The sequence below is a fragment of the Kitasatospora albolonga genome (genome assembly GCF_039535905.1).
GTDB classification, from domain to species: Bacteria; Actinomycetota; Actinomycetes; order Streptomycetales; family Streptomycetaceae; genus Kitasatospora; species Kitasatospora albolonga.
The window spans coordinates 12843-27954 of record NZ_BAAAYB010000056.1; the positions used below are offsets into that span (position 1 = coordinate 12843).

The 15112-nt window shown below is 75.0% G+C and carries 12 protein-coding genes; 6 read left to right on the plus strand and 6 right to left on the minus strand.

What is annotated here, in order from left to right; genetic code table 11:
• Positions 1-20 precede the first annotated feature (20 nt).
• Positions 21-1478 carry an FAD-binding oxidoreductase gene (locus tag ABD946_RS13415; RefSeq protein ID WP_345283269.1) on the minus strand — a complete coding sequence of 486 codons (1458 nt, stop codon included), beginning with the start codon at positions 1476-1478 and terminating at the stop codon, positions 21-23.
• 141 nt (positions 1479-1619) lie between these two features.
• On the opposite strand from ABD946_RS13415, the gene ABD946_RS13420 reads away from it, so the two are divergent.
• Positions 1620-2249: a C39 family peptidase gene (locus tag ABD946_RS13420; protein WP_345283270.1), complete on the plus strand. Its 630-nt coding sequence runs from the start codon at positions 1620-1622 to the stop codon at positions 2247-2249.
• Positions 2250-2269: 20 nt separating this feature from the next.
• Here ABD946_RS13420 and ABD946_RS13425 read toward each other — a convergent pair whose 3' ends face one another.
• On the minus strand, positions 2270-3232 hold the full coding sequence (locus ABD946_RS13425) for a phosphotransferase family protein (RefSeq protein ID WP_345283272.1): 963 nt from the start codon (positions 3230-3232) through the stop codon (positions 2270-2272).
• Between the two features lie 73 nt (positions 3233-3305).
• Between ABD946_RS13425 and ABD946_RS13430 the strand changes: the two genes are divergently transcribed.
• On the plus strand, positions 3306-4058 hold the full coding sequence (locus tag ABD946_RS13430) for a class I SAM-dependent methyltransferase (RefSeq protein WP_345283273.1): 753 nt from the start codon (positions 3306-3308) through the stop codon (positions 4056-4058).
• 88 nt (positions 4059-4146) lie between these two features.
• Here the strand turns inward: ABD946_RS13430 and ABD946_RS13435 are convergent, their stop codons facing one another.
• Positions 4147-5349 (minus strand): low temperature requirement protein A, encoded by a 1203-nt coding sequence (locus ABD946_RS13435; protein ID WP_345283274.1) that lies wholly within the window; start codon positions 5347-5349, stop codon positions 4147-4149.
• A gap of 299 nt (positions 5350-5648) precedes the next feature.
• Between ABD946_RS13435 and ABD946_RS13440 the strand changes: the two genes are divergently transcribed.
• The gene (locus tag ABD946_RS13440; RefSeq protein ID WP_345283275.1) at positions 5649-7196 is read left to right on the plus strand and encodes an ATP-dependent DNA ligase; all 1548 of its coding nucleotides are present in this window, start codon (positions 5649-5651) and stop codon (positions 7194-7196) included.
• A 278-nt stretch (positions 7197-7474) separates the two neighbouring features.
• Here ABD946_RS13440 and ABD946_RS13445 read toward each other — a convergent pair whose 3' ends face one another.
• Positions 7475-8332 (minus strand): SCO6745 family protein, encoded by an 858-nt coding sequence (locus ABD946_RS13445; RefSeq protein WP_345283276.1) that lies wholly within the window; start codon positions 8330-8332, stop codon positions 7475-7477.
• A gap of 249 nt (positions 8333-8581) precedes the next feature.
• On the opposite strand from ABD946_RS13445, the gene rpe reads away from it, so the two are divergent.
• The gene (gene rpe / locus ABD946_RS13450; RefSeq protein ID WP_345283277.1) at positions 8582-9280 is read left to right on the plus strand and encodes a ribulose-phosphate 3-epimerase; all 699 of its coding nucleotides are present in this window, start codon (positions 8582-8584) and stop codon (positions 9278-9280) included.
• 127 nt (positions 9281-9407) lie between these two features.
• The gene (locus ABD946_RS13455; protein WP_345283278.1) at positions 9408-10367 is read left to right on the plus strand and encodes a pirin family protein; all 960 of its coding nucleotides are present in this window, start codon (positions 9408-9410) and stop codon (positions 10365-10367) included.
• A gap of 124 nt (positions 10368-10491) precedes the next feature.
• On the opposite strand, the gene ABD946_RS13460 is transcribed toward ABD946_RS13455, so the two are convergent.
• On the minus strand, positions 10492-10989 hold the full coding sequence (locus ABD946_RS13460; protein ID WP_345283279.1) for a class F sortase: 498 nt from the start codon (positions 10987-10989) through the stop codon (positions 10492-10494).
• Between the two features lie 436 nt (positions 10990-11425).
• The gene (locus ABD946_RS13465) at positions 11426-12112 is read right to left on the minus strand and encodes a hypothetical protein (protein ID WP_345283280.1); all 687 of its coding nucleotides are present in this window, start codon (positions 12110-12112) and stop codon (positions 11426-11428) included.
• A gap of 655 nt (positions 12113-12767) precedes the next feature.
• Between ABD946_RS13465 and ABD946_RS13470 the strand changes: the two genes are divergently transcribed.
• Positions 12768-15112: ATP-binding protein (locus tag ABD946_RS13470; RefSeq protein ID WP_345283281.1), on the plus strand; the 2345-nt coding region annotated here is incomplete at its 3' end.

Consider the following 15112-nt stretch of genomic DNA (forward strand, 5'->3'; position numbering starts at 1 on the left):
TCGGCAGTCCGTCGGTGGTCCTAGACCCCCTGGGGGAAGTCGAAGGCGTGGTCGGGGTCGTAGGCGGCCTTGACGGCTTCGAGGCGGGGGAGGTGTTCGCCGTAGTAGGCGGTGCGCCAGGTGGCGAGGGTGGGGTCGCGGTAGTTCTGGTAGGCGTGGCCGTTGGCGTAGGGGGCGAGGGTGGTGCGGGCTTCGGTGACCCAGCGGAGGCGGGGGGCGGGGTCGGCGTCGGGGGGCCATTCGGTGATCAGTTGGGCGAGGAGCCGCGAGGAGCGGTGGCGGAAGGCGGTGGCGTCGGCGGGGACGCGGTTCACGGCTCCGCCGAGGGCGGTGAAGGTGACGGAGGCTTCGACGGAGTCGGGGCGTTCGGCGAAGCGGCGCAGGTCGGTGAGCGCGGCGTCGGGGAGGAACTCGTCGAAGAAGTGGGAGGCGGCGGCGAAGGCCTGGCTGCCCTGGCGGAGGCAGTCCTGCTCGGAGCGGCAGCCCGCGTAGGCCAGGACGGTGTCGAGGTAGGGGCGGGTGACGACCTGTTCGGAGGTGGTGCGGCCGGTGCGGGCGAGCAGCGGGGCGGTCAGGCGGTGCAGGTCGTCGGCCGGGCCGAGGAGGATGCCGCCGGCGTCCACCGACGGGCCGTCAGGGCGGGTCCACACGTGGAAGTTCGACCAGAGCCGGTCCGGTGCGGCGAAGGCCCAGCGCTGCCACTCGTCGAGGGCGCGGCCGGCGTCCGGCCAGTCCCAGGAGTACTGGAAGAAGGTGCAGTCCGGGGCCGGGTGGGTGCGCAGCCGGAGGGAGGTGACCACGCCGAAGTTGCCGTTCCCGCCGCCGCGCAGGGCCCAGAAGAGTTCGGGCTCGCGGTCCGGGGAGCAGCGGAGGGTGCGGCCGTCGGCCGGCACCACCTCGGCCTCCAGCAGGCTGTCGCAGGTCAGCCCGTACGCGCGGCTGGTGACGCCGTGTCCGCCGCCGAGGGCCAGGCCGGCCAGGCCGACGGTGGGGCAGCTCCCGGCGGGGACGGTGACGCCGTGCCGGGCGAGCGCGGTGTAGACGGTGATCAGCGGCGTGCCGGGGCCGATCTCGGCCTCCGGCCCGGTCCGACCCTCCGTCACCCGGACGGAGTCCAGGCCGGCGAGGTCGAGCACCAGGGGTGCGTCGCTGGACCAGCCGCCGTAGCAGTGGCCGCCGCTGCGCACCGCGAAGCGCAGGCCGTGGCGGCGGGAGAAGCGCAGGCACTCGGCGACGTCGGCGGTGTCCGCGCAGCGGGCGACGGCCTCGGGTCGGGCCCGGTCGGTGAAGCGGAGGTTGCGGGGGAGGCGGGCGGAGTCGTAGCGCGGGTCACCGGGGCGGAGCAGATCGCCGTGGAGCGCGGTGGCGAGGCCGTCCCAGTCGGGGCCGGTCGAGGCCGCTCGGGCGGGCGTGCTGCTCGGGGCGAGGGCGGCCCCGAGCCCGAGGGTGAGGACGGTGCGACGGCTGGGGGCGGTCATGGGGACACGGTAGGCGCGGGTCCGGTTCGTGGACAGAGGGCGCGCGGGCCGTCGGCGGCGGGACGGAAGTGCGGCACCCGGTGTGACCAAGAGTGCCGTTCATGGTCGGCAGTGCCCCGGTGGATGGGTGAGGATTATCAGATGAAGCCGATCACTCATCAGGTCCCCTACCACGCGCAGTGGGAGTCGCCCGAGCTGGTGCCCGGGATCCTGGCCGGGACGGCGCTCGCGGTGGACGACCCGCTGTGGGCGCGGTCGGGGGCGGCCGACGAGGAGGAGTACGAGTACTGGTCGTGGCGCCTGTGCGGGGTCGCCTGCCTGCGGATGGCGCTGGACTACTGGTGGGGCGTCAGCCCGCCCGCCGTCCGGCTGGCCGAGGAGTGCCTGGCCGCCGGGGCGTACGTGCGGCACCCGGACGGGCGGCTGGACGGGCTGATCCACGCGCCGTTCGCCGCGTACGTGCGCACCCGCTGGGGCCTGTACGCCGAGGCCCGCTCCCCGCTCTCCGAGGCGGAGATCCGCGAGGAGCTGGCGGCGGGCCGGCTGGTGATGCTCTCGGTGCACCCCTCCATCCGCACCCTGGACCCGGACCCGCCGCGCCAGGGCGGCCACTTGGTCCTCGCGGTCGGAGCCTCGGACCAGGAGCTGCTGATCCACAACCCCTCGGGCTACCCGGACGGTTCGCAGAGCTTCGCCCGGGTGCCCTGGGACGCGCTGCCGCGCTTCTACGCGGGGCGCGGCATCGTGCTCGGCCCGCCGGAGGCGGGGTAGCGGAGCCGCCCCGGCGTGGCCTACGGCCGGGCCAGGACCCCGGCGACGTAGTCCTCCAGACGGGTGGTCAGCACGGCCGGGGTGAGGTCGGTGCGGCCCAGTTCGCGCCAGGGGACGGCGACCTTCTCGGCGTCGGGGGCGAAGGCCAGCGCGTCGAGCAGGCGCCAGTGGCGGCGGGCTCCGGCGGACGGGGCGAGCTCGCCGCCGGCCGCCCGGTAGCGGTCGGGGAAGCGGAGGCCGGCCGGGGCGCCGTGGAGCAGGGCCAGGGCGGTGGAGCAGTGGGCGACGTCGAGGTCGGCCGGGCCCCAGGAGGTCTCCACCCAGTCCACCACCCCGCTGATCCGCAGCCCGGGGCCCTCGCCGGAGAAGAGCACGTTGCCGGGGTGGAAGTCGCGGTGCAGGAAGCGCCCGGTGTACGGCGGCGGGGCCTGGCGGAGCACGTGCACCGCCCGCCGCCAGAGCTCGGGGCGGGTGGTGTGCTCCGGCACCCGGACGCGGTCGGGGGCGGTCCAGGCCTGGTAGCCACGGGGGCGTCGGCGGCCGTCCGCCGCGGTGCGGTGGATCGCGGCGAGCTGACTGGCGAGCAGCTCGGCCCGATGGTCGGCGTCCGGGCCGTCGTCCAGCCGGACGGTACCGGGGAGCAGGGTCATCAGGAGGGAGGGGTGGTCGCAGTGCGCGCCGGTGGAGTCCACCGCCACCAGCCCGGCCGTCGGAACGGTGGTCGGGCCGAGCAGGTCGAGGACGTCCGCCTCGCGGGTGAGCAGCCCGTCCGCGTGCTCCAGGAAGAAGGGGAGCACGAAGGAGCGCAGCACCAGGTCCCGCCCGGTGCCGGGACCCTCGACGCGCAGCCGCCGCATCTCGGAGGTCCAGCCGCCGCGCAGCCGCTCGGCCGCCACGATCCGTTCCCCGGGGGCCAGTTGGCCCTCCACCCAGGCCCGGGTCCTCACCCAGCTCCGGCCGTCCTCGTTCAGCGCCAGTTCCATGGCCGAGACCCTAGGCACGGCTCGGCGGTCGGTGCGCTGGAATTACCGTGGAGGCTCACGGAAGGGGCGGCAGGTGCTCGACTACGACGACGAGGCGCGCGAGTACGACGAGACCCGGGGCGGGGAGCCGAGGGCGGCGGCCGCGGCGGCGGCGCTGGAGCGGCTGCTGCCGCCCGGCCCCGGTACGGTGCTGGACCTGGCCTGCGGCACCGGCATCGTGACGGAGCGTCTGCTGCGGCCCGGGCGGCGGGTGGTGGGGGCGGACCTCTCGGCCGGGATGCTCGGGGTGGCGGCGGGGCGGGTGCCGGGCGGGGTGGTGTGCGCGGACGCGACGCGGCTGCCGCTGGCGGGCGGCAGCGTGGACGCCGTGGTGATGGTCTGGCTGCTGCACCTGCTGCCGGAGCCGGTGGCGGAGGCCGTGTTCGCGGAGGCGGTCCGGGTGGTGCGGCCGGGCGGGGTGGTGGTCACCACCGTGGACAAGAACGGCGGGTACTTCGTCGAGGACGGTGACGTCGCCCGGGCCACGGCGGAGTTGCGGCGCCGGCACGCGCCGCGGGCCTCGGACGGGTTCGGGCGGGTGCGGGGCTGGGCGGCGGAGCGGGGGTTGGGGGTGGTCGGCGAGACGGTGTTCCCCGGGGTGGGGCAGGGGCGCAGCCCGCGGCGCTGGCTGGCGGAGATGGCGTCCGGGCACCTCCCGTGGGCGGCGGACGCCCCGGCGGGAGAGGCGGCGGAGGCGCGGAGGCGGTTGGCGGACCTGCCGGGGCAGGACGTGCCGAGGTCGGATCCGCTGTACCGGGTGGTGGCCCTGGGGGCCGCGGGGGCGTGAGGGCCGTGGGTGCTCGCCCCGGGCCGGCTGGGGGTGGCCCGGGGCGAGCGGTTGGGGGGCGGTGTTCGGGACCTGGGGCGACGGGGGGTCAGATCGGGCGGAGGTTGCGGCGGAGCTCGGCGTAGTGGCGGGTTTCGGCGGAGGCGACGGCGGCCAGCAGGAACGCCACCCCGGCCAGGCCGGCGACCGGGGGGAGGGCGGCGGCGGCCGGGGCCCAGCCGAGGAGGGGGACGAGGGCACCGAGGCGGACGGGGCTCCAGGAGCGGTGCAGGATGCGCCCGAACAGGACCAGGCCGGTGAGGTAGAGAGCGGGCCCGCCGCACAGCGCGGCGGCGTAGAAGCCGCCGAGCGCCTCGCCGTCGGCGGCGTGTGCGACCACGCCCTCCACGCCGAGGGCGGTGAGCACCACGCCGGCCACGATCGGGAAGTGCGCGTAGCCGTACGCCCGGATGGCCAGGCCGAGCCGCTCGGAGTCCTCCGCGCCGCGCAGCCGGTGCTCGCCGTGCAGGGCGGCCACGTCGAAGTAGAGCCACCACAGGCCGAGGGCGACCGCGACGCCGAGCACGGCGGCGACCAGCAGCGGGCCGGTGACGGACTGCTCGGCGGCGCCCGCGCCCATCGCCAGCAGGGACTCGCCGATCGCGATGATCATGAAGAGCTCGTGCCGCTCGGCGAACCAACCCGCGTCGTGGATGCGCCAGTTGCCCCGCCGGGAGGTCACGTACACGCCGCCCCAGTCGACCAGGATGGCCACCGCCACGAAGACGGTCTGCACCTCGCCGCCGATCAGCGCCCCGGTCACCAGCAGCCCGGCGCCGGCCAGTACCGGGCCCCACGAGATCGCCACCTGACGGAGCAGGTCCTGGTCGCCGCGGGCCAGCACGCTGTAGAGCACCAGGTGGACGCAGCGCACCGAGAGGTAGGCCGCTGCCAGCACCACCGGCCCTGACAGTCCGTCGGGCGCGTCGTGCCAGGCCTCCGGCACGGCCAACGCCACCACGAACATCCCGGCCATCGCCAGCGACATGCCCGCCCGCACCACGCCCGGGTCCGCCCGGGCCTGGTTGCCCAGCCAGGCGTACGCCGACCAGGAGAACCAGACCAGCGCGAGCAGCAGCAGGCCGCGCAGCACGCTGACGGCGTCGTGCTCGTGCGCCATCGCGCTGGTGACCTTGGTCAGCACGAAGACGTAGACCAGGTCGAAGAACAGCTCGAAGGTCGTCACCCGGTTCCCGGCCAGGACGGAGCCGACCCGGGCCGTCGGGCTGCTGTTACCGGTCCGTTCCACCACGGTCCGCACTCCTCGTCCTCCTCCGGTACCGGGAGCGCCGGGGGAGGGCGCTCGTGACGGGCAGCCTGGCACGGGGAGGGCCGCCGGGCGGCCGGGCCGGGCTGCGGTGATGGGTGTGAACAGGATTGCCGGGTGGGGGAGTTGGCGGCGCGCAGGGAGGCGGAGCGGGACGTACTCCGTTCGGTCGACGCGGGTACTTCGCCGGGTGGGCCGCGGGGCGGCGCGCCGGCCGAGCGGGTGCGGCGGGGCGGCGGGCGGCCGATGATGGGGCTGACGGGGCGGCAGGAGGAGGGACAGCGGTGCTGCTGGAGCGGTTGGCGTCGACCTCGCGGGCGGTGGCGGCCGAACCGGCCCGGAACGGCAAGGTGGCGCTGATCGCCGACTGCCTGCGGGAGTTGGGGCCCGCCGAGATCCCGGCGGCGGTGGCGCTGCTCGCCGGCGAGGCGCGGCGGGCCGGGGTCGGATGGGCCGCGGTGCGGGAGCTGCCGGAGCCGGCCGCGGCGGCGAGCCTCGGAGTGGCGGAGGCGGAGGGGCTGCTGGTGCGGCTCGGGGAGGTGCACGGAGCGGGCTCGCGCGCCGAGCGGTCGCGGCTCCTGGCGGAGCTGTTCGGGCGGGCCACGGAGGTGGAGCAGGAGTTCCTGCGGGCCGTCCTGGTGGGGGAGTTGAGACAGGGTGCGCTGGACGCGCTGATGGGCGACGCGGTGGCGAAGGCGGCCGGGGTCCCGGCGGTGGCGGTACGGCGGGCGCTGATGCTGCGCGGTTCGGCACGGGTGGTGGCGGAGGCGGCGCTGACGGGCGGGGTGGCGGCGCTGCGGGAGTTCGGGCTGGAGGTGGGGCGGCCGGTGCGGCCGATGCTGGCGGCCTCCGCGCCGGACGTGGCGGCGGCGCTGGAGAAGGCCGGGGAGGGCCGCGCCGTCGGCGTGGAGTGGAAGCTGGACGGGATCCGGGTGCAGGTGCACCGGGACGGCGGACGGGTCTCGGTCTTCACCCGCAGCCTGGACGAGATCACCGCCCGGGTGCCGGAGGTGGTCGAGGCGGCGCTCTCGCTGGACGTGCGGAGCGCCGTCCTGGACGGCGAGGCCATCGCGCTCGGGCCCGGCGGCCGCCCCCGCCCGTTCCAGGAGACCGCCGCCCGGACCGCCTCGCGGCAGGACCCGGCCGCGCTGCGCGCCGAGACGCCGCTGAGCGTCCTCTTCTTCGACCTGCTGCACCGCGACGGCGCCGACCTGCTCGACCGCCCGGCCGCCGAGCGCTGGGCCGCGCTGGCGGAGCTCGTCCCCGAGGAGCTGCGGGTGCCCCGACTGGTCACGGCGACGGCGGAGGCGGCGGAGGGGTTCTTCGCGGCAGCGCTGGCGCACGGTCACGAGGGCGTGGTGGTGAAGGAGCTGACGGCGCCGTACGCGGCGGGTCGGCGCGGGGCGGGCTGGATCAAGGTCAAGCCGCGGCACACCCTGGACCTGGTGGTCACCGCCGCCGAGTGGGGCAGCGGACGGCGGCAGGGGTGGCTGAGCAACCTGCACCTGGCCGCCCGCAACCCCGAGGGAACCGGGGAACCGGGGCTGGAGCCCTGGGTGATGCTCGGCAAGACCTTCAAGGGCCTGACCGACCAGCTGCTCACCTGGCAGACGGAGCAGCTGCTGGCCCGGGAGACCCACCGGGACGCGTACACGGTGTACGTCCGGCCCGAGTTGGTGGTGGAGATCGCCTTCGACGGGCTCCAGCGCAGCCCGCGCTACCCGGCGGGGCTGGCGCTGCGCTTCGCCCGGGTCCTCCGCTACCGGGAGGACAAGCGGCCGGAGGAGGCGGACACCGTCGCTGCGGTGCGGGCCCTGGCGGTGGCTCCCTGAGGCCGCCCGGACCTACCTGTCCGCCGCTCCCCGAGGCCTCGGTCGTTGCCGCCCGGCGCTGCCGTCCGGTGTTCCGTAGGGGGCCGGTTCAGGGGTGGATGGGGGACGGGCCCCGATGACGTGTGGTCAGCGGCCGGACAGGATCGGGGCATGACCTCTTCGCAGCGCGGCCTCGGCCGACGGTTCCTGGTCCTCCTCGCCGGCACGGCCGTGGGCTTCGCCACCCTGTTCGGCGGTGGCTTCCTGCCCTGCCCGGGCTGACGAGGAGGACCGGCGGGTCAGCTGCTGACGGGCAGTCCGATCGGGTTGAGGGTGGGGAGTTCGGCCCGACACGCGGTCGCGATCGGCGTGAGGGCGTCGGCCAGCTGGTCCAGCTCGGCGCGGTGGAACGCGGCGGACCAGACCCGCGAGGCGGCCAGGTCGGTGGCGGCCTCCAGGGCCTGGTGGCGGTGGCGGCCGTCGGGGGAGACGGTGCCGTCCGGGTTGAGCCAGCCGCGGTCGACCAAGCGGGCGGCCGCCGCGTCCCACTCCTCGTCCGTCCAGCCCCGGAACGGCTGGAGCTGCTCGCGCCGGGTGTCCAGCGCACAGCGCAGCACCAGCGCCTCGCAGCCGTCCAGGCCCTCGCAGACCAGGGCGGCCATGTGCCCGTCGCCGCGGTGCTCGCGCAGCACGGTGGTGGCGTGCCAGAGCCGGGCCAGCCGCCCCTCGGGGGTCGGCAGGGCGGCGTTGGCGGCGGCCAGCACCCGGCCGGAACAGTCCAGCCCGGCCACCCCGCGCTCCAGCAGCTCCACCGAACGGTCGATCAGATCCGGCTTCACCTCGGCCAGGACGCGCTCCAGCGCGGCGACCGCCCCGTCCAGCCGGGCCGCCAGTGCGGCCTCGGGGGTGGCCCGGGACCAGACGTCCGGCAGGGCCCGCTCCACCATCTGCGGGGCGAAGTTGAAGAAGGCCGCCACCACCGGCGGCGCGTCCACCGCCCCCAGCGGCGCGGCCCGCCCGGCGAAGTACCCGCGCCAACTGCCGCGCAGCCCGGCGGCCTCGGTAGCAGCTCGGCCCTCGGGGGTGAAGTAGGTGAGTGCGTGCACGGGCTCGAAGAGCCACCACAGTGCACGGGCGGGGTGGACCGGCTGGGCCATCGGAGACCTTTCGGGTCGGACGGCGGGCCGGTGCGGCCGGGCTGCGCCCGGCCGGGTGCCACGGCCCGGGCGCCGCTCCCGGGGGCTGCTTCCCCTGGGCGGAGTCTCGGGTGGTGCCACGACCCGGGGCGCGGCTGTGACGCGGGTCACCCGGCCCCCCGGGCTCTCACCGCCCGCCTCGGGCAGGGGAGATGATGGAGCCGGGCGGCTGCTCCGGCCGCCCCGCACCGAGTCTGAAGGTTCCCTCATATGGCCCAGATCAACCGTGCCCAGATCAGTCCCAGCATCCTGTCCTCGGACTTCGCCCGCCTGGCCGAGGAGGCGGAGGCCGTCCGAGGCGCGGACTGGCTGCACGTGGACGTGATGGACAACCACTTCGTCCCCAACCTCACGCTGGGCGTCCCGATCGTGGAGTCGCTGGCCCGGGCCACCGACATCCCGCTCGACTGCCACCTGATGATCGAGCAGCCCGACCGCTGGGCCCCGCAGTACGTGGAGGCCGGCGCCGGCTCGGTGACCTTCCACGCCGAGGCCGCAGCCGCGCCCGTCCGGCTGGCCCGCGAGATCCGCGCCAAGGGCGCCCGCGCCTCGATGGCCCTCAAGCCGGCCACCCCGATCGAGCAGTACGAGGACCTGCTGCCCGAGCTGGACATGGTCCTGATCATGACCGTGGAGCCCGGCTTCGGCGGGCAGGCCTTCCTCGACATCATGCTGCCGAAGATCCGCCGCACCCGGGAGCTGATCTCCAAGCACGGCCTCGACCTCTGGCTCCAGGTGGACGGCGGCGTCGCGGCCTCCACCATCGAGCGCTGCGCCGAGGCCGGCGCGGACGTCTTCGTGGCCGGCTCGGCGGTGTACGGGGCGGCCGACCCGGCCGAGGCGGTCCGCTCGCTGCGGGCGCAGGCGGAGGCGGCCACGGCGGGGGCGGCCTGGGCCTGCGGGCACTGAACCCCCCCCGGGGGCTGGCGCGACCTGACAGGGCGGGGAGCGATCCCCGCCCTTCGGTTTGCTGCGGGCCCGAACTGACGGATGATCGGATGCGTCCCGCCGCCGACCCGGATGGAGTGCGCCCGCGATGAGCAACCTCGACCTCAAGCCCACCCCGACCCCCTGCGGCGGCGAGGCCGACTCCGGCCCGGTGAAGCAGCTGCTGACGGGGCGGCTGGTCCAGCTCGGCGAGTCGACCGAGGTCCGCCGCCTGCTGCCCAACCTCGGACGGCGGATGGTCGGCGCCTGGTGCTTCGTCGACCACTACGGCCCCGACGACATCACCGACGAGCCCGGCATGCAGGTCCCGCCCCACCCGCACGCCGGCCTGCAGACCGTCAGCTGGCTGCACGAGGGCTCCGTGCTGCACCGCGACAGCCTCGGCAGCCTGCAGCAGGTCCGGGCCCGCGAGCTGGGCCTGATGACCTCCGGCCGGGGCATCACCCACTCCGAGGAGTCCCCCCGGCAGCACGCCCGCTACCTGCACGGCGCCCAGCTCTGGGTCGCCCTCCCGGACGGCCACCGGCACACGGCCCCCACCTTCGAGCACCACCCCGAACTCCCCACCGTCACCGCGTCCGGCCTGGACGCCACCGTCATCCTCGGCACCCTGGACGGCGCCGCCTCCCCGGGCACCACCTACTCCCCGCTGGTCGGCGCCGACCTGACGCTCCGTGAGGGGGCCGCGCAGCGGGTCCCGCTGGAGGAGCAGTTCGAGTACGCCGTCCTCTCGATGACCGGCTCCGTCGACGTGGACGGCGTCCGGGTCGAGCCCGGCTCGATCCTCTACCTCGGCACCGGCCGCCGCGAACTCCCGCTGCTGGCCCGCACCGACGCCTCCGTCCTGCTGCTGGGCGGCGTCCCCTTCGAGGAGCGCCTGGTGATGTGGTGGAACTTCATCGCCCGGTCGGGGGAGGAGATCGCGCAGGCGCGCGCGGAGTGGATGGAGGGCTCGCTGTTCGGGGCGGTGCACGGCTACGACGGTGCCCGGCTGGCGGCTCCGGAGCTGCCGCCGGTGCCGCTGAAGCCGCGCGGGCGGGTGCGCTGACCTGAGCGTGGTCCACGACGGAGCGCCGCGATCGCTGTCGGCGGCCACCCGTCGGCGGGCAACGTGGTGCGGGTGTCCGGGGCGGCGGTCCCGAAAGCGCCCCGGGGTGGTCGCAGCGCGGCGGTCAAGTCCAGGCCACCAGGTGGGCGTAGATGATGAGGTTGCTCAGGTACTGGTGGTTGCGCTGGTCGAAGGGCGGGGCGCAGGTGATCAGGCGCAGGCCGGCTTCTGCTCCTGTTTGCATGACGCGGGTGGTCGGGAAACGGGTCTTGCTCACGTACTGGCGGGACTGCACCTCGAACGCTGCCGTCGTCCCGTCGGCACGGCCCACCAGGATCCGCTGCCCGGGCTTCAGTTCACTGAGGCGGAAGAAGACGCCTCGTGCGTGGGCGTCGTCCACATGGCCCACGATCACTCCCGAACCGGCTGATCCCGGCATCACACTGCCGTTGAACCAGGCCGCCGTCTGGGCGCGCTGGAGCGGAGGGGCGCCGATCCGGCCTGCTGGATCGGTGCTCACCACTTCGAGGGGGGTGTCGACCTTGATGTCCGGTACCTGCAGTCGCACCGGGGTCGACGGGGGCCGTGGTGTCTGCAAGGCGCCCGGATCGGACTCGTCCACGCACTCCGGGCAAGGGGAGGTGTCGTCCGCGGCGTGACCCACCGTGGCCTGCGGCGTCCCACTTCCGCCGCCACCGACCAGCGCCGTGAGAAGCACACCGGCGCACACCACTGCCGCGGCCCTCCCCGGCCACCTGCCCCAGGCGCGCGGCGCCGTGTCGCGAGGGCCCCGAGGCCCGGGCCGCACCGTCCGCCGCCGTCGAATCACCGCTCTGCGTGTCACTCGGCCATTCAAGAGGCACTGATCAACAACAGCGACCGCAACACACAGGGACCTTCCCCGCATCCGGGTGATGACTGCACCTTCGGCACCACCAGGCATCGACGAAGCCTCGCCGACTTCGAACCGTCGTGCGCGACCTCATCCGCTGGCTGGCCGTCCGGACCTTCCCCGGACGGCCAACCAGACACGCCTTCGGCGCCTTCTAGAGCACGGTCTAGCGGACAGCGCGGCGACGCCGCTTGACCAGTGCCATCGCGCCCGCGAGGAGGGTCACACCAGTGATGGCGGCCGCGGCCGTGCCGATGCCCGGCCCGGAGCTGTCGGACGCCCGAAGGTTGGTCTCCTGTGCCGTTCGGCCACGCGTCAGTTCGTCGGCGGCGCCGCCGCCGCCGGTGTCGGGCCCGTGGGCGGACGCGGGGGGAGGAGCCGCAGCCGCGGGCGTGCCCCCGGTGTGCGGGGCCGCGGCTGCGGGTGCGGCCGGTGCCCCTGCTGCCGGTGCTGCCTGCGCTGCCGGTGCTGCGGGTGCTGCCGCCAGGACGGTCAGGGTGTCCTTGACCTGGGGGCCGGAGACGTCCCATTCGACGTTGGCCGATTCACCTGCGGCGAGGCCGGCCGGAACGCTGACGGCAATCTCGGCCCGGTAGGTGACCTGGCCGCCGGTCCGGCTGACCTCGCTCAGCGGGCAGCCGTAGAGGTAGTTGGTCCGGGTGCAGCCGGGAAGGACCAGCCAATCCGGTAGGCCGACCGGCCCGAGGGAGGAGCCGGACTTGAGGAACGCCGTGGGCGCGGCGCTCATGCCGGCCGCCGGGCCGGTGTAGGTGAGCTCCAGTGTGGTCTTGCCGCCTGCGGCGACCTGGTTGGGCTTGAAGTACGTGCTGACCGTGATCTCGGCGACGGTCACTGAGTCGGCGGCCGCTTGAGCGACCGGAAGAACCGTCACAACGGCCGTTACTGCGGCGGCCGTTGAGATGAGCCGGGCTCTGCGACGGGATAGTGGCGTACGTGCCATGACGTGCCTTTCGTCGGAATGCTCGCATGGTCCCTTCAACGCCCGGGAACATGATCACCGGGCGATTTGATAATCAGGTCTGGGGTGGGGGTAGCGCGGAGGTTAGGCCGACGGCGGCGTGTTGACCCGGGGCGGCTGGGCCGAAGGGTCTAAAGTGCCCCAACGGCCCATCCAGCGGGATCGGGCTTTCCCCTGCGCTGAGGACACCGGAGCCCGGGTCTTGACGATTCGGGAGGACGGGGTCCCCGCGGGGACGAGGAGCTGCCCCCCGGAGTTCTGGGCGGACACGGTCGTGTTGTCACGCTGGTGCCCGGGCGCCACGGTCTCAGCGGTCGCCGCGGACCCGGGCGTCCGCCTGAAGACGCCGCAGAGCTGGATCCGCAAGGCCGACCGACTCGGTGCGAAGCGCGAACGTGCCCGTCCGGCGACTGCGGAAGGCGGGGAGGAGGTGGCGCGACCCCGGGACTTCCGGCGGGCCCAGGCCCCGCTCCGGCGAGCGGAGTAGCCTGGGTGTCCCTTTCGCCCGGCCCTGATCCGTAAGGTCGCCATGGCAAGCTCGTCGGTCGGCAAGCGCGGCTCGGGGCGCCGCGCGGGATTCGCGTTCGTGGGCCGCGGGGACGAGCTGCGGCTGCTGGTGGAGGCTCTGCGGCACGGGCCGGCGGTGGTGTTCGTCGAGGGTGAGGCCGGGGTGGGGAAGTCCCGGTTGCTGCAGGAGGCCGTCCCGCTGCTGGAGGGGGAGGGGCTGGCGGTCCTGCGGGGGTGGTGCCATCCGCTGCGCGAGCCGCTGCCCTACGGACCGGTCGTCGACGCGTTGCGGGACGCGCACGCGCTGTTCGGCCCCGCGACCCGTTTCACTGCGGCGACGGCCGTGCTGGCTCCCCATTTGCCGGAACTCGCCGACCGCCTGCCGGAGTTGGGTCCGGAGATCGGCACCGAGCCGCGCAAGCAGCAGCTCATGCGGGGGGTGCACGACCTGCTCGGTGCGCTGGGCCCGGCCGTGCTGATGGTGGAGGACCTGCACTGGGTGGACGAGGCGACCCGGGACCTGCTCCTGCTGCTCGCCAGGAATCCGCCCCAGCAGCTGCGGATGGTCCTGACCTACCGGCGGTTCGACCTGCCGGGCGCCCGGAACGTGCTCGGCGTGCCGTACCGGCGGCCAGTGGGAATCGGCGGCACCGAGATCGCGCTGAGCTCGCTCGCCGAGGCGGACGTGCGCGAGCTGGCCGCCTCGGCGATCGGCGGGCCGGCCGCGGCGCGGCTCGGCCGGGTGCTGTTCGAGCGCAGCGGCGGGCTCCCACTGGTCGCCGAGGAGGACCTGCTGGTTCTGGTGGACCGTCAGGTCGAGGGGGTGAGCCCGGCCTCGCTGCTGGCGGACGCGGCGGTGCCGCGGGCCTTGCAGGAGGCGGTGAACAGCCGGGTGGCGGTGCTCGACCCGGGAGCCGTCGCGGTGGTGCAGGCCGCCGCGGTGCTCGCCGTGCCGGCCGGCGAGGAGCAGTTGGCGGCGTTGGCCGGGCTCGCGGACGAGCAGGCGGAGCAGGCGCTGACGGCCGCGCTGGAGGCCGACGTCCTGGTCGAACGCGCCCCCGGCCGGTACGGGTTCCGCCACGTCCTGGCCCGCCAGGCCGTGTACGAGCGGATCCTCGGCCCGCGCCGCCGGCGGCTGCACCTGCGCGCCATCGAGTCGCTGAGCGGGCAGGGCAGGCCGGCGCTGGTGCAGATCGCCCACCACGCCCGGCAGTTGGGCGACGTCGCGGCCTGGCTGCCCAGGGCGCTGGCGGCGGCCGACCACGCGGTGGCCGTCGGCGACGAGGGCGTGGCCGCCGAACTCCTGCAGCAACTCCTCGCCGAACCCGCCCTCTCCCCGGTGGACCGGGCCCGTACTGCTCTCACGCTGAGCAACGTCGCCTTCTGGAGCGCGGACTCGGTGGCCAGTACGGCGATCCTGAGCCGGATCATCGCCGACCCGGCGCTGCCCACCCCCGTCCGCGGCGAGATCCGGCTCAACCTCGCCCGCACCCTGATGAACACCAGCACCGACCGGGCCCGCCAGATGGCGGAACTGGAGCGCGCGATCACCGAGTTGGAGAGCCGACCGGGTCTGGCCGCCAGTGCCATGGCGGCGCTCGGCATGGGCCACCGTTCGGCCACCACGCTCGCGCAGGACCGGGAGATGATGGACCGGGCGGGGGAGATCGTGGCCCGTAGCGACGACTTGGTGGCCCGGGCGACCGTGCTCGCTCTGACGATCACCTTGCTGGCGGTCTCCGGTGACCCGCAGGCCTGGGAGCTCGCGAGGGCACTGCCCCGGCAGAGCACGGACCGCGACGTCCTGCGTCAGGTCACCCGGGCGCTGCACAACCTGGCCGACGCGGCCTTCGTGTTCGGCCACGACGACCGGGCGGGCAGCCCGCTGAACGAGGCTCAGGAACTGGCCCGGCGCACCGGCTACAAGCTGTTCGGGTACGGCTGCGACCTGATCCGGGTGAGGCTGGACTTCGCGGCGGGACGCTGGGACGGCCTGGACGAGCGGATCGCGGAGATGATCCCGCGGACCTCCCACGGCAGCGGCTTCCAGACCGAGACGGTGATGGTCCGGGCGATGCTGAACGTGGCGCGCGGGCAGTGGCCGTGGGCCCGCGAGGACCTCGCGACCTTCGAGGACGCCGACGAGGACCACACCTACTGGCAGCTCGGGCAGCAGGGCGTCGCCCTGCTGGGGCGCATCGACCTGCTGGAGGGCCGGCCCTCCAGGGCGTGGGAGCGGGTGCAGGGGGCGCTCGCGGTCAGACGTCACAAGGGCGGCTGGTTCTGGGCGACCGAGCTGGTGCCGGTCGCCGTGCAGGCGGCGCTGGCCTGCGGCCTGCACGAGGAGGCCGAACGGCTCACGGCCGA